We start from the raw sequence: 26,618 nt of genomic DNA, 5'->3' as shown, positions 1-26,618 counted from the left end.
CCGTGGGCTCAGCCCCGTGCGAACGGCCGCAACTGCAGCCGCAGCGACAGGGTGGCGGAAAGCGGCAGGTCGACCGGCGAGCCCACGCCGCCGACATTGCCGTCATCCAGATGTGCCAGCGATTCGAAGAGGCCCAGCGACTGGGCCATGGGGTTGATCTCGGCCAGCGACTTCGCGGCTTCGGAGCGCGGCGGCGTGGCTGCCACAGCCTTGCCGTCTTCGCTGACCAGCGACCAGTCGAGCGCCGCCACGGTGCGCTCGCCGGGTTCGCTCGCGATCACCAGCGCCACCGCGAGCAGGCCGCGGCTGTCGGTGACGGAAGTCAGCGCGCCCAGCGTGGGGGTGTCGTAGCCCACCAGCAGAACAGGCTCCTGGTCGCAGGCGGACTGCACGGCCGCCTCCAGCAGGCCCGAGGCGAAGCTGTGCTCGTAGGCCGAAACCGCGTTGCTTGCCGCCATGCAGCCGGTGCCGATGGTCCAGTAGCCCACGGCCGCGTTGTGCACCGAGTTGTGGAACTTGGTGGGCGACAGCCCTTTCGGATCGCTCGCGAGCGTGCTGCACATGTAGTCGTTGATCGACAGGTCGCCGTGCGCCGACGTGAACACGCAGGGCACGTCGGCCGCGTTGCGGCCCGAGCCGGCAAGGGCGGCGGCCGCCACTTCGAGCGCCAGCGCCACGGTGTCGGGCGCGCGGCGGCGCTCGGCCGGGGCCAGCACCTGCGGCGACGGGCGCTTCGCGGGCGGATCGGCCAGCGCGCCTTCGCCGCGGAAGGCGGCACGGGCGGCGTCCCAGCCGGGCAGCGTGGGAGTCCAGAAGGCCGGGCCTTCGATGTAGAGGGTGGGGGGCTTGGGTGCGGCCTGGTTCATGTGGTTCATGCCGCCTTGCCGAAAACGAGGGAGCAGTTGTTGCCGCCGAAGCCGAAGGAGTTGCTCAGCGCATAGCGCACTTCGCCGCGCGCGGGCTCCAGCCGGATCTGCGGGCCGAAGCCCTCGTCCAGCGTGTGCGTGTTGACCGTGCCCGGCATCAGGCCGCGCTCGATCGCCAGCAGGCTGATGACCGCCTCGACGATGCCCGCCGCACCCAGCGTGTGGCCCATGAAGCCCTTGGTCGAGCTGGCGTGCGTGCGTGCCGGGAAGCGGCGCGCCACCAGCGCACCCTCGACCTCGTCGTTCTTCTGGCTCGCGGTGCCGTGCATGTTGATGTAGTCGATCGCCTCGGGTTCGAGGCCGGCGCGCGCCAGCGCCTCGTCGAGCGCGCGCTCGGCGCCCAGGCCCTCGGGGTGGGGCGTCGACATGTGATGCGCGTCGCTCGCTTCGCCGTAACCCAGCAAATGCAGCGGCGCGGCATCGGCGCCGGTCTGCACGCGCTCGACCAGCGCGAAACCCGCGGCCTCGCCCAGGCTGATGCCCTTGCGCGCGGCGTCGAAGGGCCGGCACGGCTCGCTCGATACAAGTTCGAGCGAGTTGAAGCCGAACAGCACGCTGCCGCACAGCGTGTCGGCCCCGCCGACCACGGCCGCGTCGGCCAGGCCCAGGCGAATGAGCCGCTCGGCCGAGGCGAACACCTTCGCGCTGGACGAGCAGGCGGTGGAAATCGTTTCGCTGGGTCCGCTGATGCCCAGCAGCTGCTGCGCGAACATGGCCAGCGAATGCGGTGTGTGCACCTCGGGGCGGCGCTGTCCGGGCGGGAACATGCCGTGCGCGTCGAGCTGCGTGTAGGCCAGCTCGGTCTCGCCGATGCTCGCGGTGGAGGTGCCCAGCACCAGCGCGATGCGCGATGCGCCGTATTTCTCGCGCGCCGCGGCAACGGCATCGATGAAGCCGTCGGCCTGCAGGCCCATCCAGGCCAGCCGGTTGTTGCGGCAGTCCCACTGCGCGAGCGATTCGGGGAGCCGGACCTCCTCGACGCCTTCGACGCGGCCGATCCAGGTGGGCAGCGGCGCATCGCCGAAATCGTTGGCGCGCAGCCCGCTGCGCGACTGCGCGAGCGCGTCGGCCAGCGCTTCCTTGCCGACACCGACGGCGCTGGTGGCCGTGTAGGCACTTATCTGAAGAGGAGAAATTCGGGACGGCACGATCTTGTAGGTGTTGGGCTGTCGGTCAGGCGGACGATGGACGCCGGCAGGAAGCGAAGCGCGCGGCGGGGAAAGAAAATTGAAAGAAACGAATGTATACCGGCACAGCCTACCAGTTGCGCGGCCCGCGCACCGTCGGCCGTTTCCTATAAGGCCCAGGCCCTATTGACGGCCCTGTGGGCTTGTGGTCGCCGTCAGCCGCGAGGCCAGCGCCACCAGCAACAGCACCGGCGCGCCCAGCAGGGCGGTGCCGACGAAGAAGCTGCTGTAGCCGTAGGCGTCGACGAAGGCACCCGAGTAGCCGGCCAGGAACTTTGGCAGCAGCAGCATCAGCGAGCTGAAAAGGGCGTACTGCGTGGCCGAGTAGCTGATGTTGGTGAGGCTCGACAGGTAGGCGATGAACGCCGCCGAGGCGATGCCGCCGGCGAGGTTGTCGGCCGAGACCACCGCGATCAGCGCAGTCAGGTCGTGCCCGCGCGTGGCCAGCCAGGCGAAGAGCAGGTTGCTGGCGGCGCTGAGCACGGCGCCGAGCATCAGCACGCGCATCACGCCCAGGCGGGTGGACAGCACACCGCCGATGAACGTTCCGGCAACCGTCATTACCACGCCGTAGATCTTGCTCACGGATGCAACTTCGCTCTTCGTGAATCCCATGTCCACGTAGAAAGGATTGGCCATGATGCCCATCACCACGTCACTGATGCGATAGATGGCGATCAGCGCCAGGATAAGGACTGCCTGCCACATATATCTGCGGAAGAAGTCGGCGAACGGCTGATAGAAGGCTTGAATGAACCAGGCCACCAGGGAGGCGAGGAACGGTGGCACCGGGACGCGCCAGCCCAACCTGGCCAGGCCCCGCAGTCCCAGGCCGAACAGCAACAGGACAGCCAGGACTTGCGCGAGGCCGATCAATGTCAGGCGAGCATCCGAAAGGCTGAATTCCACCAGGATGCCCAATGCTGGAAGCACGGCGACGGTCAGCAGTGCTCCCCAGAGCGAAATGCCGGTGCTGAGCACTTGCTCGCGCACCAAGAGGCTTGCAGCCGCTTGCTTGCTCCGGTCGACGGGCACCGGCTCGGGCGAAAGCAGCACCGTGACCACGCCGATGGCCATCGATGCCGCCATGACCAGGTAGGCCGTCTTCCAGGCGCCGTTCTGATAGGCCGCCGCGCCCGTGGCCGCTGCAGCGGGCGCCACCTCCGCCCAGGCCGCGACCCACAGCACGCCGGCGCCGGCCCAGATCATCGCGAGCCGGTAGCCTGTCTGGTAGGCGGCGGCCAGCGCGGCCTGCTTGCGTGCCTCGGCCGATTCGATGCGGAAGGCGTCGAGCGCGATGTCCTGCGTGGCCGAGCCGAAGGCCACCAGCAGCGCGCACCACACCAGCGGTGTGAGCCCGTGGCGCGGATCGTTGACCGCCATGCCCGCCAGCCCGGCGATGACCATGCACTGCGCCAGCAGCAGCCAGCCGCGGCGGCGTCCCAGCAAGGTGGTGAGCGGCGGCAGCGGCAGCCGGTCGACCAGCGGCGCCCAGACCCACTTGAAGCCGTAGGCCAGCCCGACCCAGCTCAAATAGCCGATGGTGGTGCGGTCGATGCCCGCTTCGCGCAGCCGGAAGCTCAGCGTGCCCAGCACCAGCAGCAGCGGCAGCCCGGCCGAGAAGCCCAGCGCCAGCATGCGCAGGGTGGCGGGCTCCAGGTAGACCTTCAGCGCGTCGCGCCAGGGCGGTGAGGTGGGCGTGGGGGTTTCTGCGGGCGAGGCGGACATGTGCCCTGGATTGTCCATGAGCGACGGTCCGGGTTCCCGGGCTTCTTGTCTTCATTTGTTCCTATCATCCCGCTCCTATGTGCACACGATGCGATCGCCCCTTCACCGACGTTCCCGCCCCCTCCGCAGCTTCCGCGTGGCATCCGCGGCGAGCCTTCCTGCTGGCGGCGGCCGGCGCGGTTCTCGCGAAGCCGGCCCTGGCGCAGGTCGACGTGGGCAAGGCCTCGGTGGCCCGGAACATCGTGCCGGTCGAGCAGATCGAGACGGCCGGCGTGCAGCAGTACGGCCAGCTGCTCGAGCAGGCACGCGCCAAGGGAGCGCTCGCGGGCGAGAGCAATCCGCAGCTGCAGCGCCTGCGGGCCATCGCCAGGCGGCTCATTCCGTTCGCGATGCCGTGGAATTCGCGCGCCCGAGACTGGAAGTGGGAGGTCAACCTGATCGGCAGCAAGCAGATCAACGCCTTCTGCATGCCCGGCGGCAAGATCGCCTTCTTCACAGGCATCCTCGACCAGCTGAAGCTCACCGACGACGAGGTCGCGATGGTGATGGGCCACGAGATGGCCCACGCCCTGCGCGAGCATGCACGCGCCCGCCTGGCCAAGAGCGCGGGCACGGGCGCCGCGCTCTCCATCGGTGCGCAGCTGCTCGGCTGGGGGCAGGTAGGCGACCTGGCCGCGCGCGCCGGCACGCAGCTCATCACCCTCAAGTTCAGCCGCAGCGACGAGACAGAGGCCGATCTCGTCGGGCTCGAACTGGCGGCGCGGGCGGGCTATGACCCGAAGGCGTCGGTCTCGCTGTGGCAGAAGATGGCCACGGCGTCCAGGAATCAGGGCGGCCTGAGCTTCCTCTCGACGCACCCGAGCGGTCCGGACCGCATCTCGAAGCTCGAAGCGAACCTGCCGAAGGTCGAGAAGCTCTACCGCGACGCAAGGAAGAGCTGACTTGCATGACTCCCTCTCCCCCGTGGGGAGAGGGCGGGGGTTAGGGCTACGGCCTCTAGATAAGAGTCGCGCTTCATCTTCCGCACCTGCCCTCACCCCAACCCTCTCCCCGAGGGGGAGAGGGAGCCAAGCCCGAGGGGAGCGGGCCAATCCCCGCACGATTCCGATCTGCGCCACGGTGCGCTTGCGCTGGCATGCCGCTTGCATCTCAACTTGTACACATGTTTGGATGCCTGAAGATGGTGCACGAAGAAAACCCGAAAAGCGGAACGCCAGAAGCGGCCTGGATCGCCAGGTTCGCCTCGCCTGTGGCACACACGCACGCCGCCGTGGCGCTGGATTTCGCCCTGCCGCTCGCGGGCCTGCGCTTCGCTGTCAAGGACAACATCGACGTGGCCGGCGTGCCCACCACCGCCGCCTGCCCGGCCTTCGAGCGCCTGCCCGAGGTGCACGCGACCGTGGTGCAGCGCCTGCTCGAAGCCGGTGCATTGCTGGCCGGCAAGACCAATCTCGACCAGTTCGCCTGCGGCCTGAACGGCACCCGCTCTCCTTATGGCGAGGTGCCCAACGCTTTCGACGCGCGCTATGTATCGGGCGGCTCCAGTTCGGGCTCGGCCTGTGTGGTGGCCACGGGCGAGGCCGACTTCGCGCTGGGCACCGACACCGCCGGCTCCGGCCGCGTGCCGGCCGGGCTCAACAACATCGTCGGCCTGAAGCCTTCGCGCGGCCTGCTGAGCGCCTTCGGCGTGGTGCCCGCCGCGCAGAGCGCCGACTGCGTCTCCATCTTCGCGCGCACCGTCGCCACCGCGGTCGACGTGCTGCTGGCAGCCGCCGGCCACGACGCGCGCGATCCGTACTCCCGCGAGATCGACTTGCGCCGCGAGCCGCTGCCCGCGCGCTTCCGCTTCGGCGTGCCCGACCGGCTGAGCTTCTTCGGCGACGCCGCCGCCGAGCAGGCCTTCGGCGATGCGGTCGCGCGGCTGCTCGCCATGGGCGGCACGCCCGTCACCATCGCCTACGCGCCGCTCGCGGAAGCGGCCGGGATGCTCTATGAGAGCGCATTGGTCGCCGAGCGCTACGCCGCGGTGCGCGAGTTCTTCGATGCGCATGCGGACGAAGTCGTCGAGCCCGTGCGCGGCATCCTCGCCAGCGGCCGGGGCTACAGCGCCGCCGACCTGTTCGACGCACAGACCAGGCTGCGCGCCATCGCGCAGAAGGTCGAGCCGATGTGGCGCGACATCGACCTGCTGCTCGTGCCCACCGCGCCCACGCACTACACGCGCGAGCAGATGCGCGCCGATCCGGTCGCGCTCAACCGCAACCTCGGCGCCTACACCAACTTCGTCAACCTGCTCGACTACGCCGCGCTCTCGGTGCCCAGCAGCCTGCGCGCGGACGGCCTGCCTTTCGGCATCACGCTCATCGGCCCCTGCGGCAGCGATCTCGCACTCGCCGAGCTGGGCCAGCGCTTCCACCACGCCACCGGCCTTGCGCAGGGCGCGACAGGCGAGCCTCTGCCGCCGCCGCGTGCGATTCCGGGGCTCGCGGCGGCGGGTGCCGGCACCTTGCCGATCGCCGTCGTCGGTGCGCATCTCTCGGGCATGCCGCTCAACAGCCAACTGACCGAGCGCGGCGCGACCCTGGTGCGCGCCACCACCACCTCGCCCGCCTACAGGCTGCACGCGCTGCCGGGCACCGTGCCGCCCAAGCCCGGACTGCGTCGCGTGGCCGAAGGCGATGAAGGCGCCGCCATCGCGCTGGAGGTGTGGGCCGTGCCGCTCGCGCAGGTCGGCAGCTTCCTCGCGCTGATCCCGCCACCGCTGGGCCTCGGCAGCGTGGAGCTGGCCGACGGCAGCTGGGTGAAGGGCTTCATCTGCGAAGGCCACGCGCTGGACGGCGCGCAGGACGTGAGCCATCACGGCGGCTGGCGCGCATACGTCGCGAGCCGCGCCACCCCGAGTTCCAACTGATCAGAGGAGTTCCGATGAGCATCCAACAACACTCTCCCGCCGCACGCCGGCGACGCCAGCTGCTGCAGGCCGGCGCCGCGGGCATGGCAGTGCTGGCCGCGCCCGCCATCGTGCGCGCGCAGGGCGCGGCTGCGAAGCTGCGCATCGGCTTCTGGCCGGTGGCCGCCGGCCTGCCGTTCTTCGCGGCGGTCGACAAGGGCTACTTCAAGGAAGCCGGCCTGGACGTGGAGCCGCTGAAGTTCGCCGGCGCGCAGCAGGTGATGGAAGGCATGCTCGCGGGCCGCTGCGACGGCAGCGCCAACGGCACGGGCTCCGCCAATCTCGCGATCGGCGAGATCGCGCAGCCCGGGCTGTTCAAGATCTTCTGCACCAACCCGAGCAACGCGAAGTACGTGCTCGACGAATTCATCGTCGCCAAGGACAGCCCCGTCAAGTCGGTGGCCGAGCTGGCCGGCAAGAAGGTCGCCTCGGGCCCCGGCATCCAGAACGTCACGCTGTGCAAGACCATGCTGGAGCGCGCGGGCGCCAAGGGCGCGACCGTGAGCGAGCTGCCCATCGGCCAGCACGTGGCCGCGCTGGTCGCGGGCCAGGTCGATGCCTGCTACACGCTGGAGCCCACCGGCACCGTGGGCCGCATGAACGGCACCACGCGCGTCGTCGAGGCCGGCGTGGTCGCGAAGTACATCCTCGGCGACCCGATGGCGCCGTGGCACGGCGGCGCGGCCAGCCTCACCAGCGACTTCATCAGGAAGAACCCCGAGGTCGCGAAGAAGTACATCGCCGCCTACGCACGCGGCGTGGAGCTGGTGCGCAGCAAGCCCGACGAGGCACGCCAGTTCATGAAGGGCTACACCGCCATCGAAGGCAAGCTCACCGCCGAGGTGCCGCTCGCGTCGTACATGCTCTACAACGAGTTCAAGCCCAGCGACGTCGCGTACTTCCAGAAGTTCTACGACCTGTTCACCGAGAAAGGCATCTTCGAGAAGAAGGTCGCGGTGGACACGCTGCTCTACAAGGCCTGAAGACCATGGCCGACGCAAGCTCGACCACGGCCGCGCCGTGGACCCCGCCGGCCAGCGCGGCCACGGCCGCGCCGAAGCCGCCGCTGCGCGACCGCCTGCTGCCCTTCATCGGACCGGTGGTGCTGTTCATCGTGTGGGACCTGGCGGTGCGGCTCGGTTTCATCAAGCCGATCCTGCTGCCCACGCCGGCCGACACCGTCGCGGCGCTCGTCACAGGCCTGGCCGGCGGCCCGCTGCTCACCGACTTCGCCATGACCGTGTGGCGCACCGTGCAGGCCTTCGTCATCGCGGCGGCCATCGGCGTGCCGCTGGGGGTGCTGCTGGGCAGCAACGAGCGCGCCTACCGCAGCGTGGAGTTCCTGATCGACTTCTTCCGCTCCACGCCGTCGTCCGCGCTCATCCCGCTGTTCCTGCTGATCTTCGGCGTGAGCGACGTCAACAAGGTGGCCATCGCCGCCTTCGGCGCGCTGCTCATCGTGGTGTTCAACAGCGCCTACGGCGTGATGAACGCGCGCAAGCAGCGCGTGATGGCGGCGCGCGTCATGGGCGCATCGCGCTGGCAGATCTTCAAGGACGTGCTGGTGTGGGAAAGCCTGCAGCCCAGTTTCGTGGGCCTGCGCTCGGCGGTGTCGATGGCGCTGGTGATCGTCATCGTGGCCGAGATGTTCATCGGCTCCGACACGGGGCTCGGCCACCGGATCATCGACGCGCAGCAGGTGCTCAACGTGAAGAGCATGTACGCGGCGATTCTGGCGGCGGGTGCGCTGGGCTATGCGCTGAACATCCTCTTCCTGGTCGCCGAGCGCCGCATCGTCCACTGGAGCGGAAGATGAAAGTCACGCAGGACATCGTCGTCAACGGCCCGGTGTACGCCGACGTGCCCAGGCCCGTGTTCAGGCCCGGCCCGGCAGGCACGCACATCACCATCCGAGGGCTCACCAAGTACTTCGCGGGCTGGCCGCTGTACGAGAACTTCGACCTCGACATCCCGAAGCACGCGATCGTCTCGGTATTCGGCCCCAACGGCTGCGGCAAGTCCACGCTCATCAACATGATCGCGGGGCTCATTCCCATCGACTCTGGCGAGATCCTGTTCGACGGCAAGCGGCGCTCGGACACCAAGATCGGCTACGTGTTCCAGAACTATCGCGAGGCGATGTTCCCGTGGATGCGCACCATCGACAACATCGCCTATCCGCTGAAGCTCGAAGGGCGCAGCAAGGCCGAGGTCGACCGGCGCATGGAAGAGCTGGTGGCCTCCTTCGACGTGAAGTTCGACCTCGCGCGCTACCCGTACGAACTCTCGGGCGGCCAGCAGCAGACGGCGTCGATCATGCGCGCGCTCGCGCCCAACCCGGAGGTGCTCTTTCTCGACGAGCCCTTCTCCGCGCTCGACTTCGAGATGACGCTCTTCATCCGCGAGAAGCTGCAGGAGGTGTTCATGCAGACCGGCACCACGATGCTGCTGGTGTCGCACGACCTCGAGGAGGCGGTGTACCTCGCCGACGAGGTGCTGCTCCTGACCAAGCGGCCCACCAAGGTCGCGGAGATCCTGCGCTACGGCGATGCGCGCCCCCGCACGGTGGAAACGCTCAGCACCGGGAGTTTCGTCGCCATGAAGAAGCTCAGCCTCGACATCTTCCAGCGCGAAGTCCGCCGCTAGGCATCGACCCGAGGAACCGTCCATGACACCCACGCAGATCGAGAGCTACGTCGACGCCGCCGCGGCGGCGCTCGCGTTGCCCCTGTCGCCCGCGCACCGCCCCGGCGTGCTGCGTTACTTCGCGCTCGCGGCCGAGTTCGCCGCGCTGGTGGAGTCGGTACCGCTGGCCATGTCGGCCGAGCCGGCGGTGCATTTCGCTCCGGTGGCGCCCGAGGAGAAGGACGCATGAGCGCCGCGGACCTGCTCCTGCGCGATGCGACCGCCATGGCCGAAGCGGTGCGCGCGGGCGCCGCGAGCGCCACCGCGCTGGTGCAGGCCAGCCTCGAGCGCGTGGAAGCCACCGACGGCCGGGTCAACGCATTCACTGCCGTGCTGGGGGAACGTGCGTTGCGTCGCGCGGCACAGGTCGATGCCTCGCTGGCTTCGGCGAACGGCGCGCGCACCCGCGAACTGCCGCTGCTCGGCGTGCCGTTCGCGGTGAAGAACCTGTTCGACATCGCCGGCCTGCCCACGCTCGCGGGCTCGAAGATCGAGCGCCAGACCGCGCCCGCGCGCGCCGACGCCGCGCTGGTGCGAAGGCTGGAGCGTGCGGGCGCCGTGCTGGTGGGCGCACTCAACATGGACGAGTACGCCTACGGCTTCACCACCGAGAACAGCCATGAAGGCCCCACGCGCAACCCGCACGACCTCCGGCGCATCGCGGGCGGCTCGTCGGGCGGCTCGGGTGCCGCGGTGGCCGCGGGGCAGGTGCCGCTCGCGCTGGGCTCCGACACCAACGGATCGATCCGCGTGCCCGCGTCGCTGTGCGGCGTGTTCGGCCTCAAGCCCACGTTCGGGCGGCTGCCGCGCACCGGGAGCTTCCCGTTCGTGTCCAGCCTCGACCACCTCGGCCCGTTCGCCCGGTCGGCGCGCGACCTGGCCTTGGTCTACGACGCGCTGCAGGGCCCCGAAGACGCCGGCCACCCGCACGACCCCGGCTGCGCGCAGCGGGCCGTCGAACCTGTATCAGGCGTGCTGGCGCAGGGCGCGCGCGGCCTGCGCATCGGCGTGCTCGGCGGTTATTTCCACCAGCGCGCAGGCGCCCAGGCTCTGGCCGCCGTCGATCTGGTCGCCGATGCACTGGGCTCGGGCGTCTCGCGGGCCAGCGTGGAACTGCCGCTGGTCGAGGCCGGGCGGGCCGCCGCCTTCCTCATCACCAACGCCGAAGGCGCCGCGCTGCACCTGGATGACCTGCGGCGCCGCGCGCATGACTTCGAGCCGCTGTCGCGCGACCGCTTCCTGGCCGGAGCGCTGCTGCCGGCCGCCTGGGTGGCGCGCGCGCAGCGCGTGCGCCGTGTGTATGCCGAGGCGGTGGCGCGCCTGTTCGCGCGCTACGACATCCTGCTGGCCCCGGCCACGCCCAGCGCGGCCACGCCCATCGGCGCGGAAAGCTTCGAGGTCAACGGCCAGGTGCTGCCGGTACGGCCCAACATGGGCCTGCTGACCCAGCCCTTCTCGTGCATCGGCCTGCCAGTGTGCGCCGTGCCGGTATGGGGCACGCACGCCAGCCAGCCGAACCAGCCCGACCTGCCGGTCGGCGTGCAGGTGATCGCCGCGCCGTGGCGCGAAGACCTCGTGCTGCGCGTGGCCGCGGCACTCGAAGCCGCGGGCGTGGCGCATGCGCCGGTCGCCGCACTCAGTTCGGAGGAAACACCCGCATGAACGCGAGCGACATCAACCTGCCCGACGTGCTGTCCGAAGTGCAGGCCGCCTTCGCCCGCTACGAGGACGCGCTGGTGAACAACAAGGTCGAGGTGCTCGACGAGCTGTTCTGGAACAGCCCGACCACGCTGCGCTATGGCGCCACCGAAAACCTCTACGGCTACGACGAGATCCGGGCCTTTCGCGCATCGCGCCCTTCACAGGGCCTTGCGCGCGAACTGCTCGTGACCGTCATCACCACCTACGGGCGCGACTTCGCCACCGCGAACTGCGAGTTCCGCCGCGAAGGCGCCGAGCGAAGCGGCCGCCAGAGCCAGACCTGGATGCGCACGCCCGAGGGCTGGCGCGTGGTCTCGGCGCACGTCAGCCTGCTCGGCTGAGCGCCCAGGCACTTCTTTTTCCTTCAGTCCTTCAACCTGTTTTCCAGCAACGGAGTACGTCATGACCAGCCAATTCAATCGCCGCGATTCCCTCAAGACCCTGGCCGCGCTCGGCGCGGCGGGCGGCCTCGGAAGCTGGAGCGCGCTTGCCGCCGCCCAGGCCAAGCCCAAGCCGCTCACCGTCGGCGTGATCTACGTCGGCGCGCGCGACGACTACGGCTACAACCAGGCGCACGCCATGGCCGCCGCCGAGATCAAGAAGCTGCCCGGCGTGAAGGTGGTGGAGGAAGAGAACGTGCCCGAGACGGCGGCCGTGCAGAAGACCATGACCGGAATGATCTCGCAGGACGGCGCGGGCCTGCTCTTTCCCACCTCGTTCGGCTACTTCGATCCGCACATCCTCGCGGTCGCGCCCAAGAACCCCGACGTGCGCTTCTCGCACTGCGGCGGCCTCTGGACCGAGGGCAAGCACCCCAAGAACGTCGGCAGCTTCTTCGGCTACATCGACGAGTGCCAGTACCTCAACGGCGTGATCGCCGCGCACATGACGAAGAGCAACAAGGTCGCCTTCGTCGCCGCCAAGCCCATTCCGCAGGTGCTGCGCAACATCAACGCCTTCACGCTCGGCGCGCGCTCGGTCAAGCCGAACATCACCTGCAGCGTGATCTTCACGGGCGACTGGTCGATGGCGGTGAAGGAAGCCGAGGCCACCAACAGCCTGGCCGACCAGGGCTGCGACGTGTTCACCATGCACGTGGACGGCCCCAAGGTGGTGGTCGAGACGGCCGCCAAGCGCGGCAAGATGGTCTGCGGCTACCACGCCAGCCAGGCCAAGCTCGCGCCCAATGCGTACCTCACCGGCGCCGAGTGGAACTGGCTTACCGCCTACAAGACCGCCATCGAGGCCGCGCAGACCGGCAAGCCGCACCCCAACTTCCTGCGCGGCGGCCTGAAGGAAGGCTACGTGAAGATGTCGGCCTACGGCCCCATGGTGCCGGACGCCGCGAAGAAGCACGCCGACGAGATCAAGGCGAAGATGATCGCGGGCAGCTTCGACATCTTTAAGGACGGCATCAAGGACAACAAGGGCGCCGTGGTGGTGCCGGCGGGCAAGGTCCTGAAGCAGACCGACCTGGAGCTCGAGAAGATGAACTACCTCGTCGAAGGCGTCGTCGGAAGCGTCTGACCGACACCCCGGTACCGTCATGCTGCGCCCCGCGCTCTTCAAGGAACTGGCCCTGCCGGTGTTCGCCATCGCGGCGGCGCTGCTGCTGTTCGGGCTGGTGGTGGCCTTCGCCGGCATCGATGCGGTGGAGGTGTGGGCCACGCTTTTCAAGGGCGCGTTCGGCGACTGGTTCTCGTGGCAGAACACGCTGCAGCGCGCAGCGCCGCTGATGCTCACCGCGCTGTGCGTGGCGCTGCCCGCGCGCGCGGGGCTCATCGTGATCGGCGGCGAGGGCGCGCTGGTGCTGGGCGGGCTGGCCTGCGCGGCGCTGGCGCATGCGGTGCCGCTGCCGGGCAATGTCGTCGGCACCGTGGCCGTGTGCATTGCCGGTGCGCTCGCGGGCGCGTTGTGGATCGTGCTCGCGGGCTGGCTGCGCCAGTATCGAGGCATCAACGAGACCATCAGCAGCCTGCTGCTGGCCTACATCGCCATCGGCATCTTCAAGCATCTGGTCGAAGGGCCGCTGCGCGACCCGGCCAGCCTCAACAAGCCCTCGACCTACGCGCTGGGCGACGGGCTGCTGATCGGCGGCATCGGCGGTTCCGACGTGCACTGGGGCCTGGTGGTCGGCATCGTGGCCTGCCTCGGGCTCGGCTGGTGGCTGCGCGCCACGGCCTCGGGTTTCTCGGTGCGGGTGGTGGGCGGCAATCCGCGCACCGCGCAGCTCGTCGGCTTGCCGGCCACGCGGCTCATTCTTTCGGCCTGCGGGCTCGGTGGCGCATGCGCGGGGCTCGCTGGCGCCATCGAGGTTGCGGCGGTGCACACCAACGCGAACGCATCGCTGATCGCGGGCTACGGCTACGCGGGCATCCTGGTGTCGTTCATCGCGCGGCACAACCCGGTGGCCATCGTGCCGGTGGCGATCCTGTTCGGCGGCTTCGGCGCGGCGGGCAGCCTGCTGCAACGGCGGCTGGGCCTGCCCGATGCATCGGTGCTGGTGCTACAGGGCATCGCCTTCGTGCTGATCCTCGCGAGCGAAGGCCTGCGCACGGTCGACTGGAAGAAGTTCGGCGACCGCATGCTTCCGGAAGCAAGGAGCTACACATGACGGCCGACCAATGGATCGCGCTGGTCGCCGGCATCATCGGCGGCGCATTGCGCGTGGGCGCGCCCTTTCTCTTCGTGAGCCTGGGCGAGTGCCTCACCGAGAAGTCGGGCCGCATCAATCTCGGGCTGGAAGGCGTGCTGGTGCTGTCGGCCATGGCGGCCTTCGGCGGCGCCTATCTCACCGACTCCGCATGGCTCGGCGTGCTGATCGGCGCGCTGGCCGGTGCCGCGCTCGCGCTGCTGCACGGGCTGCTGTGTTCGCTCGACCGCGTGAACGACGTGGCGACCGGCATCGCGCTGATGCTGCTGGGCACGGGGCTCGCGTTCTACCTGGGCAAGCCGCTGATCCAGCCGCAGGCGCCGCAGATCCCGGCGATCCCGCTGGGCTTCTGGAGCGGCAACCCCGTCGTGCGCTCGGCCCTGCAGCTCAACGCGCTGGTGCCCGTCGGCGTGGCGCTCGCGGTGCTGTTGTGGTGGGGCTTTGCGCGCACGCGTGCAGGGCTGCTGGTGCGCATGGCGGGCGACTCGGCACAGGCCACGCGCGCGCTCGGCTATTCGGTCTCGGGCCTGCGCATCGCGGCCACCACGGCGGGCGGCTTCATCGCCGGGCTGGGCGGCGCGTCGCTCACGCTCTTCTATCCGGGCAGCTGGAACGAAGGCATCTCCAGCGGCCAGGGCCTGATCGCGGTGGCGCTGGTGATCTTCGCGCGCTGGAGCCCGCTGCGCTGCGTCGGCGCGGCGCTGCTCTTCGGCGGCGCTGGCGCCATCGGCCCGGCGCTGCAGTCCATCGGCATCGGCTGGGGCTACCACCTCTTCAACACCGTGCCTTACGTGCTCACGCTGGTGATCCTGGTGTTCACCTGCAGGCCGGGCAGCGCCGCCGCAGGCAGCCCCGGCGAACTCTCATCGACAAGGAACTGAACGCCATGACGACAACGACAACAAAGACCGTCGCCGCCGAGCCCTACGCCTGGCCCTACAACGCGAACATGCGCCCCGACAACACGGCGCTCATCGTCATCGACATGCAGACCGACTTCTGCGGCAAGGGCGGCTACGTGGACGTGATGGGCTACGACCTCTCCCTGGTGCAGGCGCCCATCCAGCCGATCGCGCGCACGCTGGCGGCGCTGCGGCCGCTGGGCTATCACATCATCCACACGCGCGAAGGCCACCGGCCCGACCTCGGCGACCTGCCGGCCAACAAGCGCTGGCGCTCGCGGCAGATCGGCGCCAACGGCGTGGGCATCGGCGACGACGGGCCGTGCGGGCGCATCCTGGTGCGCGGCGAGCCCGGCTGGGAAATCATTCCCGAGCTGGCGCCGCTGCCGGGCGAGGTGATCATCGACAAGCCCGGCAAGGGCTCGTTCTATGCGACCGACCTCGAGCTGATCCTGCGCACGCGCGGCATCGAGAACATCATCCTCGCGGGCATCACCACCGACGTGTGCGTGCACACCACGATGCGCGATGCCAACGACCGCGGTTTCGAATGCCTGCTGCTGTCGGACTGCACGGCGGCCACCGACTACGGCAACCACCTCGCCGCGCTGAAGATGATCACGATGCAGGGCGGCGTGTTCGGCGCGCACGCCACCTCGCAGGCGCTGCTGGCGGCGCTCGGCTGACCGCCATGGGCGCCGCGTCTTCTTCCTCTCACGCCATCGGTGGCCTGCCGGCGGGCAGCGGCGCGCTCGCGCTCGACACCTACGAGCTCACCAAGCGCTTCGGCGACTTCACCGCCATGGACCGCGTGACGATGCGCGTCGAGCCCGGCACGGTGCATGCGCTGCTCGGCGAGAACGGCGCGGGCAAGAGCACGCTGGTGAAATGCGTGGCGGGTTTCCAGCGCGCGGAGGAGGGCAGCATCCTCATCGACGGGCGCGAGCAGGACATCGCCAACCCCATCGTGGCGCGCGCCCTGGGTATCGGCATGGTCTACCAGCACTTCACGCTGGCGCCGGGCATGACGGTGGCCGAGAACCTGCTGCTCGCCGGCGGCAAGACGCCCGCCGTCATCGACTGGAAGAGCAAGCGCGCGGAGCTGGAGGCCTTCCTGGCGACCACGCCGTTCAGCCTCGACCTCGACGCGCGGCCTGCCGAACTTGCGGCGGGCGAGAAGCAGAAGCTCGAACTGCTCAAGCAGCTCTACCTGAAGCCGCGCCTGCTGATCCTCGACGAGCCGACCTCGGTGCTCACGCCGCAGGAGGCCGACGAAGTGCTGGGACATGTGCGCGAGTTCGCGCGCGGTGGGCTGTGCACGGTGCTGATCATCACGCACAAGTTCCGCGAGGTGATCGCGTACGCCGACAGCGTGACGGTGCTCAGGCGCGGCAAGGCGGTGCACCATTGCCACGTGGCCGACACCAGCCCGGCGCAGCTGGCGCAGGCCATGATGGGGGGCGAACAGGTGGCTGCCTCGCCTGCGGCGCAGGCTTGCGTTGCAAGAACGCCCATGCCCGCCGGCGCGCCGGTCGCGCTGGAGGTCCAAGGACTGAAGGCGCAGGGCGATCGCGGAACGCTGGCGCTGCACGAGCTGAGCCTGTCGGTCCGCGCCGGGGAGATCCTCGGCGTGGCCGGCGTCTCGGGCAACGGGCAGCGCGAGCTGGTCGAAGCGCTGGTGGGGCAGCGCCCGCGCCTTGCAGGCAAGGTCACGGTGATGGGTCAACCATACGCTGCACGCCGCGCCGAGAACCACGAGCTCAAGGTGCGCAGCCTGCCGGAGGAGCCGCTGCGCAACGCATGCGTCGGCGACCTGAGCGTCGCGGAGAACATGGCGCTGCGCGACTTCGACCTGCCGCCGCTGTCACGAGCCGGCGTGCTGAGCTTTCCGTACTGGCGCAGCAGGGCGCGCGAGTGGATCGCCGAATACGGCGTGAAGACGCGGGGCGAGGGCGCGCCGATCCGCAGCCTCTCGGGCGGCAATGTGCAGCGTGCGGTGCTGGCGCGCGAGCTGGCGGGCGACATCAATGTGCTGATCGCGGCGAATCCGGTGTTCGGGCTGGACTTTGCCGCGGTCGCGGAGATCCATTCGCGCATCGTGCAGGTGCGGGAGAAGGGCGGGGCTGTGCTGCTCATCAGCGAGGACCTCGACGAGTTGCTCGAGCTGGCGGACCGCATCGTCGTGATGAGCGAGGGGCGGATCGTGTTCGAGACATCGGCTGCTGGAGCGCAGCGGCATGTGATCGGGGCGCATATGGGCGGTGGGCATCACGAAGGTGCGGCCTAGCCGCTGGCCCGATCCGGAACATTCTTGAGAACCAGCATGCACATCGACGAAGCCAACCCCTTTCCCTATGAGTTCCACGTTTCACGCACGGCGCTCGTGCTGATCGACATGCAGCGCGACTTCATCGAGCCCGGTGGCTTCGGCGAAACGCTTGGCAACGACGTGTCGTTGCTCGAAGCCATCGTTCCCGCGACGAAGGCTGTGCTGCACGCATGGCGGCAGGCCGGCGGGCTTGTCGTGCACACGCGCGAGGCCCACAAGGCTGACCTTTCCGATTGCCCGCCGGCCAAGCGCAATCGCGGCAACCCCACGCTGCGCATCGGCGACGAAGGGCCGATGGGCCGCATCCTCGTGGCGGGGGAGCCGGGCAACCAGATCGTCGAGGCGCTCGCACCCGTCGAGGGCGAGGTCGTGATCGACAAGCCGGGCAAGGGCGCGTTCTACGCCACCGGCCTGCACGAGCTGCTGCAGGCGCGCGGCATCACGCATTTGCTGTTCGGCGGCGTCACCACCGAGGTCTGCGTGCAGACCAGCATGCGCGAAGCCAACGACCGGGGCTACGACTGCCTGCTGCTGGAGGACTGCACCGAGAGCTACTTTCCCGCGTTCAAGGCGGTCACGCTCGACATGGTGCGCGCGCAGGGCGGCATCGTCGGCTGGACGGCGCCGGGCACGGCGTTGCTTTCCGCGCTGAAGAGCCTTCGATGAAGCGGGCGCCTGCGACTAACATTCCAGCCGTGTCCACAGCCCGATCCAGCCCAGAAACTCCCGTTGCCGCGCCCGACGCGGCGGTCTTCCGCACTCGGGCCGACGAGGTCTACGCGCAGCTCAAGCGCGACGTGGCCGATTTCATCCTGGTGCCGGGCGACCGCTTCACCGAGAGCGAGATCAGCGACCGGCTCGGCGTGTCGCGCACGCCGGTGCGGCAGGCGCTGTTCAGGCTGCAGCAGGAGGGGTTCGTCGAGGTGCTCTTCCGCAGCGGATGGCGCGTGCTGCCCTTCGACTTCGACCAGTTCGAGCAGCTCTACGACTTGCGCATGGTGCTGGAGACCACCGCCGTGCACCGCCTGTGCGAAACCGACCGCCACATCGACCGCCGCCTGCTGGAGATGCTGGCCGACATCTGGCTGGTGCCCGCGGCGCAGCGCAGCACCGACATGGCGCAGGTCGCGCAGTGGGACGAAGCCTTCCACTGCTCGCTGGTGGCCGCCGCCGGCAATGCCGAGATGGCGCGCGTGCACGGCGACGTGACCGATCGCATCCGCATCATCCGTCGCCTCGACTTCACCAAGCAGCCGCGCATCGACGCCACCTACGACGAGCACGCCAAGATATTGAAGGCGGTGCGCGCGAACCGCGGCGACCAGGCCGCGATGCTGCTGCGCGCGCACATCGAGACCAGCCAGGCGGAGGTGCGCAAGATCACGCTGCACCAGGTGCATCTGGCGCGGCATGCGGGGAAGGTGGCGCCGCGCTGAGCCGGGTCTGGCTCAATCCGCGGTGATATTGCCGCGCTTCACCACCGCGGCCCAGCGGTCCGCATCCTTCTTCAGCAGCGTGCCGAACTCCGCCGGCGTCGAGCTCGCCGGTACCATGCCCTGCGACTCGAACGACTTCGCCACGTCGGGCTGCTTCAGCACCGCCGCGATCTCCTTGTTGAGGCGCGCCACCACCTCGGGCGGCGTGCCCTTGGGCGCGAGCACGCCGTACCACATGTCGACGTTGTCGGCCGTCACGCCGGCCTCGGCGAGCGTGGGCACGTCGGGCAGCTGCGGCAGGCGCTTGCCGCTTCCGGTGGCGATGGCCTTGAGTTTGCCGGCCTGGATGTGCTGCAGCGCCACGTGCACCGGCAGGAACATGTAGTCGATGCGTCCGCCGAGCAGGTCGGTCACCGCGCCGGCCGTGCCCTTGTAGGGTACGTGCAGCATCTCGGTGCCCGTGCCCTGCATGAAGAGCGCCATCGACAGGTGGTGCGGCGTGCCCACGCCCGGCGTGGCGTAGGTCAGCTTGCCGGGTGCCGCCTTGGCCGCGCTCACCATCTGCTGCACCGACGAGGCCTTCTGCACGTTCGGGTTCGTCACCAGCAGCAGCGTGCCCCAGGAGGTGAGGGACACCGGGGCGAAGTCGGCCACCGGGTCGTAGCTCAGCGAGCGATACAGGCTGCGGTTCATCACCAGCGTGTTGACCTGCACCAGCAGCGTGTAGCCGTCGGGCTTGGCGCGTGCAACGCGCTCGCTGCCGATGTTGCCGCTGGCGCCGGCCACGTTCTCCACGATCACCGGCTGGCCCAGCTTGGCGGGCAGTCTCGCCGAGAGCTGGCGGGCGATCAGGTCGATGCCGGTGCCGGGGGTGTAGGGCACCACCAGCGTGATGGCCTGCTCGGGCCATGCGAATGCGGTGGTAGCGGTGCCTGCCATGACGAGCAGGGCGGCGAGGGTCTTCTTGATCAGCGATCGCATGGTCTTTTCAGTCTCCGTGTTCTTCCGGGGTTGCCTGTCGGTTCAAAGGTAGGAGGAGCGCGCCTTCAGGGCGGCAGGGTCGTAGCCCGCCACGCGCTTGTAGTTGTCCGAGATGGCCTGCAGCTCGGCAACGGGCACGACCTGCTCGATGCTCTCGAAGCGCTTTCCGCCCGAGCGCTCGAACACTTCGCGCAGGATGGCGTCGGGCGGATTGCTGCGGTTGGTCAGCACCACGTCGGTGGTGGCCTTGACGCGCACGCGGTCGTAGTCTTCGAGCGCGGCCGCTCCGACGCCCATCTTCTTCAGCGCACCCGCGAGGTAGCGCGCGTCGATGATGGCCTGCCCCGCGCCGTTGGAGCCGCGCGGAACCATCGGGTGCGCGGCGTCGCCCAGCAGCGTGAGGCGGCCGTGCGTCCAGCGCGGCAGCGGGTCCTGGTCGACCATCGGATATTCGAGGATGGTGTCGGAGGCGAGGATCAGCGCGGGCACGTCGAGCCAGTCGAAATGCCAGTCGGCGAAGGCCGGCAGGAAGTCTTCGAGCCGGCCCGCGCGGCTCCAGTCGCGCATGGCGGGCTGCGGCGCGTGGATTTCGGCGACCCAGTTCACCAGCTGGCGGCCCTCGGCGTCGATGTTGTCGCGGATCGGGTAGATCACCATCTTGCCGACCGACAGCCAGCCCGCGCGCACCATGCTGCCGCCGGAGAGGAAAGGCTTCCAGCGCGCGGTGCCCCGCCACATGTTGATGCCCGAGTAGCGCGGCGCGCCTTCGTCCGGATAGAGCTGCTTGCGCAGCGCCGAGTGGATGCCGTCGCAGCCCACGGCGACTGCGCCGCGCACAGGTGGCGCATCGGCGAAATGCACGGTGACGCCGTCCGCGTCCTGCTCCACGTGCGTGCAGCGGCGGCCGCACACCACGCTGTCGGGGCCGAGGCGCTTGAGCGTCTCTTCGTACAGCACCGTCTGCAGGTCGCCGCGGTGGATGGAGAACTGGGGCCAGTCGTAGCCCGCATGCTGGCCCGCCGCCTCGCGGAACACCAGCTGGCCGTGCTCGGTGAAGAACACGGCTTCCTTCGTGCGCACGCCCACCTTGTCGAGGGCCTCCAGCAGCCCGAGTTCGGTGAGTTCGCGCACCGCGTGCGGCAGCAGGTTGATGCCCACGCCCAGCGGCTTGAGTTCGGGCACGGCTTCGTACACGCGGCAGGGAATGCCGGCCTGGTGCAGGCTCAGCGCGAAGGTCAGGCCGCCGATGCCGGCGCCCAGGATGATGACTTCGTTGCTCATGATGATCGGTCGTTGCGACGCGTTGCTTTGTCTCGGCCCGCATTAGGAACGCAGACGGATCATTTGGGAAATTTAGATGTGATATGGATTTATCATGAATCAATATGAATCTATCGACCCGCCAGCTGCGCGCTTTCCTCCAGGTGGCGCGCGTGGGCAACTTCACTCGCGCGGCCGAGCAGGCGCACATCACGCAGGCGGGGCTCAGCATCCTGATCCGCGAGATGGAAAAGCAGCTGGGCTGCCGGCTCTTCGACCGCACCACGCGCGTGGTGAGCCTCACGCCCGCGGGCCGGCGCCTGCTGCCGGTGGTGGAGCGGATGGTGACCGACCTCGACGACGTGGCCGCCGAGCTGGGCGCCGAGGGCGACGCGGCACGCCAGACGCTGCGCATCGCGGCCACCCCGCTGGTGTCGTCGAACCTTCTGCCGCAGGTGTTCGCCAGCTTCCGCGCCGCGCATCCGCAGGTGAGCCTGCGCCTCTTCGACGCCGACCTGCGCGACGTGGAGGCGATGGTGGCCGCCGGCGAGGCCGATGTGGGCCTGGGCTTCTTCTTCAAGGCCGCGCCGGGGCTGTCGCGCGAGCCGGTGGGGCGCTTTCACCTGATGCGCGTGGAGGCCGGAGAGCCGCAGGCCACAGGCACCGCGCCCTGGTCGGCATTGCGCGGCGCCGAGCTCGTCGGGCTGCCGCCGGGCAACCCGATCCAGAAGGTGATCGACCAGCATCTCGCCGCCATCGGCCGCGCCGATGCGCAGCGCACCGCATTCAACTTCTTCGGCACGCTGATCTCGATGGTGGAGGCCGGCTTCGGCACCGCCGTGATGCCGACCTTCGCGCTCGCCGCCTGCCGCCGCCACCGCGTGCGCACCGACGTGCTGACCAAGCCGAAGGTGGGGCTCGACTTCTACCGCATCACCAAGCGTGGGGCGTATGAGACGGAAGCGATGCAGGCCTTCGTCGCCACGCTGGAGAAGGCGCTGCCGGAGCTGTCGCGCTGAAGCTCAGACCATCGCGTTGTCGGCGCCGGGAATCTCGTGTGCCTTGATCTGGCGCCGCGTGAGCTTGTAGAGCGTGGACGACAGGAAGCCGTCCTGGTGACAGGTCTTCGTCACGTTCCGGACGTATTCGCTTTCGGGGGCGACGGCCTGCGCGCCCATGATCCATCGCACGCTTTCGCGGTAGTCGTAGAGCTTCTTGTCGTCGCTGTCAGCCAGCAGCACCGACATCGTGGCCATGGCGGTGGCATCGCCTTGCTGTGCGTGTTCGCGTACCAGCTCGAGGTATTCATGGCGCGCGGGAACGTCCTCCAGTGCGCCGACGAACATCAGCATGCTTTCGAGGCCCTCGGAGTGCCCCAGTTCGTGTGCCTGGCGAGCGGCTTCCACGGCCTGCCGCAGGAGACGTGAACGCTCGGCCGGTTCCCGGGTGACCTGGCCGAGGTTGTAGCTGGCGTAACCCAGCTTGTATGCACCCATGTTGCCGCCGCCTTCGGCCGTCTGGCCGTAATAGCGAATGGCCTTGCCCAGGTCGGGCGCGACGTGCACGCCTTCCTCGTGGAACAGGCCGAGCAGGTAGTCGCAGGAATCGCCGCCCGCGGCCAGGCCCATGGTCGCCAGTTCGAATGCATCCGCTTCGCGATTGCCCCTGCGGAACGCGTAGGACACCTTGTTCCATGCGAGTGAGCCGGGGGCGTGCCGGCGCGCGGCCTCGAGCCAGGCTTCTGCGGCCTCCGCGTTCGGAACAAAGCCCAGCACGCCCTTCAGGCTGCAGTACCCGTGGAGGATCATCGCGGCAGTGCATTCCCCGGCATTGGCGCTGCGCACGATGGCCTGGCCCAGCCACGTCGGATCCTGCGGCTCGAGCTGGAACGACAAGAACACAGCCCGGACCATCGCGTCGTCGTCTTCGATGGGCCAGTGCGCCTCCGCTTCCTTGAGGAAGGCGAGAGCCTGCGGCTGATCACCGCGTCCGTAGTGGGCGCTGGAAATCCAGTACAGGGTCTCCCAGCGGTGATAGGGGTACAGGGCCTCTTCGGCGCGCTTGCGGGCGGCTTCGATCCACTGGCGAACGTCTTCGGGATCGTCGTCCTCGTCCACTTCGTTCCCCAGATGGTCGTCGCGCCAGATTTCATGGCGCAGCCGGTCTTTCTCTACCTCGTCCAGGTGCGCGCAAGTGGGCGAAGCGATGAAGGCCCGCACCCGGTCGTGGCTGCCGCCCCAGCGCGGCTGCATGAACCAGATGCATTGGCGCAGGAAGAAGAACAGGCGCGGATGCAGATGGATCGTGGCGTGCATCCAGTACTGCCTGCCGCTCAGCAGCTTCTTGCCTTGCATCGGTGGTGGCAGGGACTCGGGTACGGTCTGAGGACAGGCAATGCGTTCGTCGGCGCGGATGCCGGAGCGCGCGAGCATGGCCAGCAATTCGTCGCGCGCGTCGGTAGGCATGCCTTCGAGCGCCAGGTCGTGCGCCAGCTCGCCGGCCGGGCCGCGGCCGCTGCGCACCAGTTCCGACAGCCATGCGGGCTCCTCGAAGGCGGCCACGCTCTGCATCAGCAGGGCGGGCGCGCTCCACAGCGTGGGGCTTCGCTCCAGCGCCCGAATGGCGCAGACCGCCGCGTGCATGCAGCAGGCGTGGGCGCAGGTCCATCCCAGCTCGGTCACCGTGTTCGACCAGCCGGAGCCCCGGTACTCGTAGGCCCAGTGGAACCAGTAGTGCGCCTCGCACAGCCATGCGTGCGCCGACTCCGGTCGGGCCGCCTGCCAGGCGCGCAGAAGCGCCAGTCCTTCGGAGCCCGAATCGATGCAGTCCTTCAGGTCGGCGGGCAGTGCGGCGTAGTACCGCTCTTCGCTGGTGCGATCGTGAAAGCTCGCGGCGAGCGCCTCATCGAAGAGCTGGTCGAGCGTGTCGTAGTCGCCTGCGCGCAGCAGCGCACTGGCGTCGCAGACTTTCCACGGCGAAGGAATCGGGGCGATCGTGGTCATGGCGTGAGTTGCAAAAAAGGAAACGGAGACGCCAGCACTCGTCAGGTGGGCCGAGGCTGGGGGTCGAAGATGCGATAGTGCTTCCAGGGCAGCGCGAGCCAGCTGCCTTCGGCGTTGCGAAGGTGTTCGTGCACTTCCATCATGGCGCGTGTCGAGGCGGGGCCGTCCTGGTTGCTCATGCGCAGCCAGTACTCGCGCGCCCGGGCGTAGGCCAGGCCGAAGTCTTCCCAGCTCTCGAAGCTGTCCTGCGCGCGCTGCGCGTTGAGAAAGAGCACCAGCCAGGCGCGTGCCTCCGGCACCCAGCCGAGGTGGGCGATGCAACGCACCAGGAAGGCCGTGCGCGCGCAGTCGAACGCCAGCGCGTCGCGTACGCGGCCTTGTGCCGCGAGCTGTTCGTAGAAGCCGTCGTGCGAGCGCCCCAGGCCCCCGACCCAGCCGTCGAGCGCTTCCTGCATGCGTGCGCCGATGGCCGGAGCGGGGAGGTCGGCGGCGATGTTCATTTCGCGCAGCACCTGGCGCCCGAGCTGCTCGCGCCTGTCCGCGGGAAGGTCGAGCGCCAGCGTGTCGCCGTTGCATGGAAGGCCGTTGCGAATCGACAGAATGTCACAGAGCGCAAGAGCCCAGCGGCGGCGATTGGGCGGCGCGGCTTCGGCCCTGGCGCGGAGGGCTCGCAGCGCGGGATCGTCCCTGGCGGGCAAGGCCGTGTTGCTGCCGTCCTGACCGTCGCCTTCGCGCACCACGCCCCACAAGACGGCAGCTGTGCGCAGCACGATGAAGAGCACCACCAGGCCGGCGAGCCACGCGAGCGCCGTCAGCATGCGGCGCCTTTGCGGACGAGATCGAGCGGAATGCCCTCGATCTCGCAGGCCCCCGCGGGCATCTCCCGCAGTGTGGCCGGCAGCGCGTCTTGCGGCAGCGTGAGGCGCGCGGCTGCAGCCACTCCCGGGTCGATCTGCCGAAGCCGCGCCAGCTCGCCTGGCGCAATGCGCAGCAACAGCCATTGCAGCGCGGCCGGCGGTTGTTCGAAGTGCTCGGCCAGATGGAAGTTGGCGCTCATCACGCTGAGCAGGTAGTTGGCGTCGCCCACCTCGGTGACGAACTTCCATTGGCCGCCGGATGGGCCTTGCGCGGTCGCCTGGGGCTCGAACACCAGGCCCATGCCTTCGCAGTCGGGATGCCGTTCGCCCCGTGGCGCGACGGTGCGCAGGAACTGCAGCACGTCGTCCGCGTACTTGCGGATCGGGTGGCGGTTCTGCTTGCCCTTGATCTGGTCCACGCGCAGGCCGTCCGGATGCACGGCGAGGCTGATGGTCACGTGCGGCATGTTGCCCGCGCTGCGCAGCGTGAACAGGCGCAGCCGGCCGTCCTGCGCCGCCTGCGCGTACTGCTCTCCGTAGCCGCCGCTGAGCTTCTTGAGGCTCGCGAACTGGCCCAGGCAGTGCTGCATGTGGTAGGACTCGTACGCCATTTCCTCGCGCAGCGCGGCGTGCCGGCCGTCGAATTCGAAGATCACGCCGTTGGGCGTGCGCAGTACTTCGCGCAGGGCCAGACCGCTGCTGGGGACCCAGCCCTTGCTGCGGCGCGACTGCATGCGCTGGTGCTCCTGCTCCCACATCGTCAGCGCCATGAAGCAGTTGATGCGTTGCAGCTTCTGTTCGAGCCGCGTGCCACGCCGCGAACGCAGGAACTCGACCAGCACGCGCTCGCGTTCGATCAGCAGGAGATGCTCGGGGTCGAGATACCAGCAGTCCTTGCCGGCCCCGGCAGCGGACGGCCGCAGGAGCCTGGCCAGCCACTCCGGCACCGGATCGCCGGTGCCGGTCACGGCCTGATAGTCGGCAATCGATCGCAGCGGCACCACATGCTCGAAGCTGCCGATCGCCCAGCGGAAGAAATGGTTGCGCAGCCACGCCTGCATGTCGGGCTCGTCGCCCCGTTCGGTGCTGCGCCGGGTGATCGCTGCCTTGACCTCGGGCGCGTTGACCACGTCGCGTGGCAGATAGGCGTTGGCTGGCGAAGGATTGGGTGTGGGTGCTGGCAGCGGCATCGGACCCGGATGATGACCTACAGCTTGAAGTCGTAGTCCACCGTGATCGGCGCATGGTCCGAAAACTTCACGGTTTTGTAGATTTGCTCGGTGCGCGCCAGCGCCGCGATCTTCGGCGTGGCCAGGTGGTAGTCCAGCCGCCATCCCACGTTGTTCGCATAGGCCTGCCCGCGGTTGCTCCACCATGTGTAGGCCTCGGCCGTGGTGTCGGGCTTGAGCATGCGGTAGACGTCCACCAGGCCCGCGCCCTCGGCGCCGGCATCGAGCAGCTTCGTCATCCAGGCGCGCTCCTCGGGCAGGAAGCCGCTGTTCTTCTGGTTGCCGCGCCAGTTCTTCAGGTCGATCTCCTTATGGGCGATGTTGATGTCGCCGCACAGCACGAACTCGCGCTCCTTCTTCAGGGCCACCAGGTGCGGGAAGAAGCCCTTGAGGAAACGGAACTTGGCCTCCTGCCGTTCCTCGCCCGAGCTGCCGCTCGGGAAGTAGCAGCTGATCACGGAGAACTTGCGTTTGGGCGTGTCGAAGCGCAGTTCGAGGTAGCGGCCCTCGGCGTCGAATTCGGCGTCGCCCCAGCCCACCACGACCTGGCTCGGAGCGTGCTTGGTGTAGACCGCGGTGCCGGCGTATCCCTTCTTCTCGGCGAAGTGGAAATGGCCCTTGAGGCCGGCCATTTCCTCGAACCGGCCCTCGATGTCGCTGGCCTGGACGCGGATCTCCTGCATGCAAATACAATCCGGCGCAAGTTCGGCCACCCAGTCGGCCACGCCTTTGGTTGCGGCCGAACGCAGGCCATTGAGATTGAGACTGGTCAGTTTGAACACAAGGAATTTC

25 protein-coding genes are annotated in these 26,618 nt (G+C 68.9%); 16 read left to right on the top strand and 9 right to left on the bottom strand.

The genetic code is table 11. The features are described 5' to 3' along the window. Positions 1-8: 8 nt before the first annotated feature. From ACAM57_RS30310 to ACAM57_RS30300, 3 genes are all read right to left on the bottom strand, one after another. Positions 9-866: a beta-ketoacyl synthase chain length factor gene (locus ACAM57_RS30310; protein WP_369660004.1), complete on the bottom strand. Its 858-nt coding sequence runs from the start codon at positions 864-866 to the stop codon at positions 9-11. 5 nt (positions 867-871) lie between these two features. Beyond that, the gene (locus ACAM57_RS30305) at positions 872-2,074 is read right to left on the bottom strand and encodes a beta-ketoacyl-[acyl-carrier-protein] synthase family protein (RefSeq protein ID WP_369660003.1); all 1,203 of its coding nucleotides are present in this window, start codon (positions 2,072-2,074) and stop codon (positions 872-874) included. A 162-nt stretch (positions 2,075-2,236) separates the two neighbouring features. Then, positions 2,237-3,841, bottom strand: coding sequence for a hypothetical protein (locus ACAM57_RS30300; RefSeq protein ID WP_369660002.1), 1,605 nt, complete (start codon positions 3,839-3,841; stop codon positions 2,237-2,239). A gap of 77 nt (positions 3,842-3,918) precedes the next feature. Here ACAM57_RS30300 and ACAM57_RS30295 point away from each other — a divergent pair, with 77 nt between their 5' ends. From ACAM57_RS30295 to ACAM57_RS30225, 15 genes are all read left to right on the top strand, one after another. After that, complete coding sequence (locus tag ACAM57_RS30295; RefSeq protein ID WP_126022419.1) at positions 3,919-4,782, top strand: M48 family metallopeptidase; 864 nt, start codon at positions 3,919-3,921, stop codon at positions 4,780-4,782. Positions 4,783-5,021: 239 nt separating this feature from the next. Beyond that, the gene (gene atzF, locus ACAM57_RS30290; RefSeq protein WP_369660001.1) at positions 5,022-6,752 is read left to right on the top strand and encodes an allophanate hydrolase; all 1,731 of its coding nucleotides are present in this window, start codon (positions 5,022-5,024) and stop codon (positions 6,750-6,752) included. Positions 6,753-6,766: 14 nt separating this feature from the next. After that, positions 6,767-7,774 (top strand): ABC transporter substrate-binding protein, encoded by a 1,008-nt coding sequence (locus ACAM57_RS30285; protein WP_126022417.1) that lies wholly within the window; start codon positions 6,767-6,769, stop codon positions 7,772-7,774. A 5-nt stretch (positions 7,775-7,779) separates the two neighbouring features. Further along, on the top strand, positions 7,780-8,607 hold the full coding sequence (locus ACAM57_RS30280; protein WP_369660000.1) for an ABC transporter permease: 828 nt from the start codon (positions 7,780-7,782) through the stop codon (positions 8,605-8,607). Beyond that, positions 8,604-9,437 (top strand): ABC transporter ATP-binding protein, encoded by an 834-nt coding sequence (locus ACAM57_RS30275; protein WP_369659999.1) that lies wholly within the window; start codon positions 8,604-8,606, stop codon positions 9,435-9,437. The genes ACAM57_RS30280 and ACAM57_RS30275 overlap by 4 nt, the downstream gene beginning before the upstream one ends. Positions 9,438-9,459: 22 nt before the next feature. Further along, the gene (locus ACAM57_RS30270; protein WP_126022414.1) at positions 9,460-9,666 is read left to right on the top strand and encodes an AtzG-like protein; all 207 of its coding nucleotides are present in this window, start codon (positions 9,460-9,462) and stop codon (positions 9,664-9,666) included. Continuing rightward, entirely contained in the window at positions 9,663-11,138 is a 1,476-nt protein-coding gene (locus tag ACAM57_RS30265) for an AtzE family amidohydrolase (protein ID WP_369659998.1), read from the top strand. Before ACAM57_RS30270 ends, ACAM57_RS30265 begins: the two co-directional genes overlap by 4 nt. Further along, positions 11,135-11,518 carry an oxalurate catabolism protein HpxZ gene (hpxZ, locus tag ACAM57_RS30260; protein WP_369659997.1) on the top strand — a complete coding sequence of 128 codons (384 nt, stop codon included), beginning with the start codon at positions 11,135-11,137 and terminating at the stop codon, positions 11,516-11,518. Before ACAM57_RS30265 ends, hpxZ begins: the two co-directional genes overlap by 4 nt. A 61-nt stretch (positions 11,519-11,579) precedes the next feature. After that, positions 11,580-12,704, top strand: a complete 1,125-nt coding sequence (locus ACAM57_RS30255) for a BMP family ABC transporter substrate-binding protein (protein WP_369659996.1) — start codon at positions 11,580-11,582, stop codon at positions 12,702-12,704. Positions 12,705-12,726: 22 nt separating this feature from the next. Next, positions 12,727-13,791: an ABC transporter permease gene (locus ACAM57_RS30250; protein ID WP_369662497.1), complete on the top strand. Its 1,065-nt coding sequence runs from the start codon at positions 12,727-12,729 to the stop codon at positions 13,789-13,791. Further along, positions 13,788-14,711, top strand: coding sequence for an ABC transporter permease (locus tag ACAM57_RS30245; protein ID WP_369659995.1), 924 nt, complete (start codon positions 13,788-13,790; stop codon positions 14,709-14,711). The genes ACAM57_RS30250 and ACAM57_RS30245 overlap by 4 nt, the downstream gene beginning before the upstream one ends. A gap of 5 nt (positions 14,712-14,716) precedes the next feature. Then, positions 14,717-15,418: a cysteine hydrolase family protein gene (locus ACAM57_RS30240; protein ID WP_126022409.1), complete on the top strand. Its 702-nt coding sequence runs from the start codon at positions 14,717-14,719 to the stop codon at positions 15,416-15,418. Between the two features lie 5 nt (positions 15,419-15,423). Then, positions 15,424-17,019 carry an ABC transporter ATP-binding protein gene (locus tag ACAM57_RS30235; protein ID WP_369659994.1) on the top strand — a complete coding sequence of 532 codons (1,596 nt, stop codon included), beginning with the start codon at positions 15,424-15,426 and terminating at the stop codon, positions 17,017-17,019. Between the two features lie 36 nt (positions 17,020-17,055). After that, positions 17,056-17,727 carry a cysteine hydrolase family protein gene (locus ACAM57_RS30230; RefSeq protein WP_369659993.1) on the top strand — a complete coding sequence of 224 codons (672 nt, stop codon included), beginning with the start codon at positions 17,056-17,058 and terminating at the stop codon, positions 17,725-17,727. Then, a complete protein-coding gene (locus ACAM57_RS30225) occupies positions 17,724-18,497 on the top strand; it encodes a GntR family transcriptional regulator (protein WP_369659992.1) in 774 nt (257 codons plus the stop codon). The genes ACAM57_RS30230 and ACAM57_RS30225 overlap by 4 nt, the downstream gene beginning before the upstream one ends. A gap of 12 nt (positions 18,498-18,509) precedes the next feature. On the opposite strand, the gene ACAM57_RS30220 is transcribed toward ACAM57_RS30225, so the two are convergent. Then, positions 18,510-19,478 carry a Bug family tripartite tricarboxylate transporter substrate binding protein gene (locus ACAM57_RS30220; RefSeq protein WP_369659991.1) on the bottom strand — a complete coding sequence of 323 codons (969 nt, stop codon included), beginning with the start codon at positions 19,476-19,478 and terminating at the stop codon, positions 18,510-18,512. Positions 19,479-19,520: 42 nt separating this feature from the next. Then, a complete protein-coding gene (locus tag ACAM57_RS30215; RefSeq protein ID WP_369659990.1) occupies positions 19,521-20,759 on the bottom strand; it encodes a flavin-dependent oxidoreductase in 1,239 nt (412 codons plus the stop codon). Between the two features lie 104 nt (positions 20,760-20,863). On the opposite strand from ACAM57_RS30215, the gene ACAM57_RS30210 reads away from it, so the two are divergent. After that, positions 20,864-21,757: a LysR family transcriptional regulator gene (locus ACAM57_RS30210; RefSeq protein ID WP_184640342.1), complete on the top strand. Its 894-nt coding sequence runs from the start codon at positions 20,864-20,866 to the stop codon at positions 21,755-21,757. 3 nt (positions 21,758-21,760) lie between these two features. Here the strand turns inward: ACAM57_RS30210 and ACAM57_RS30205 are convergent, their stop codons facing one another. Genes ACAM57_RS30205 through ACAM57_RS30190 form a run of 4 tightly spaced genes read right to left on the bottom strand, consistent with a single transcriptional unit; the run spans position 21,761 to position 26,608 of the window. Next, complete coding sequence (locus ACAM57_RS30205) at positions 21,761-23,740, bottom strand: DUF4034 domain-containing protein (RefSeq protein WP_369659989.1); 1,980 nt, start codon at positions 23,738-23,740, stop codon at positions 21,761-21,763. A 41-nt stretch (positions 23,741-23,781) separates the two neighbouring features. Further along, positions 23,782-24,558, bottom strand: coding sequence for a DUF1266 domain-containing protein (locus tag ACAM57_RS30200; RefSeq protein WP_369659988.1), 777 nt, complete (start codon positions 24,556-24,558; stop codon positions 23,782-23,784). Then, the gene (locus tag ACAM57_RS30195; protein ID WP_369659987.1) at positions 24,552-25,787 is read right to left on the bottom strand and encodes a hypothetical protein; all 1,236 of its coding nucleotides are present in this window, start codon (positions 25,785-25,787) and stop codon (positions 24,552-24,554) included. The genes ACAM57_RS30200 and ACAM57_RS30195 overlap by 7 nt, the downstream gene beginning before the upstream one ends. 17 nt (positions 25,788-25,804) lie before the next feature. Further along, positions 25,805-26,608, bottom strand: coding sequence for an exodeoxyribonuclease III (locus ACAM57_RS30190; RefSeq protein WP_126022399.1), 804 nt, complete (start codon positions 26,606-26,608; stop codon positions 25,805-25,807). Positions 26,609-26,618: the final 10 nt, after the last annotated feature.

The organism is Variovorax sp. V15, from assembly GCF_041154425.1.
Lineage (GTDB): Bacteria > Pseudomonadota > Gammaproteobacteria > Burkholderiales > Burkholderiaceae_C > Variovorax > Variovorax guangxiensis.
Note: the sequence above shows the minus strand (reverse complement) of the source record. Positions and strands in the feature narration are given on the sequence as shown.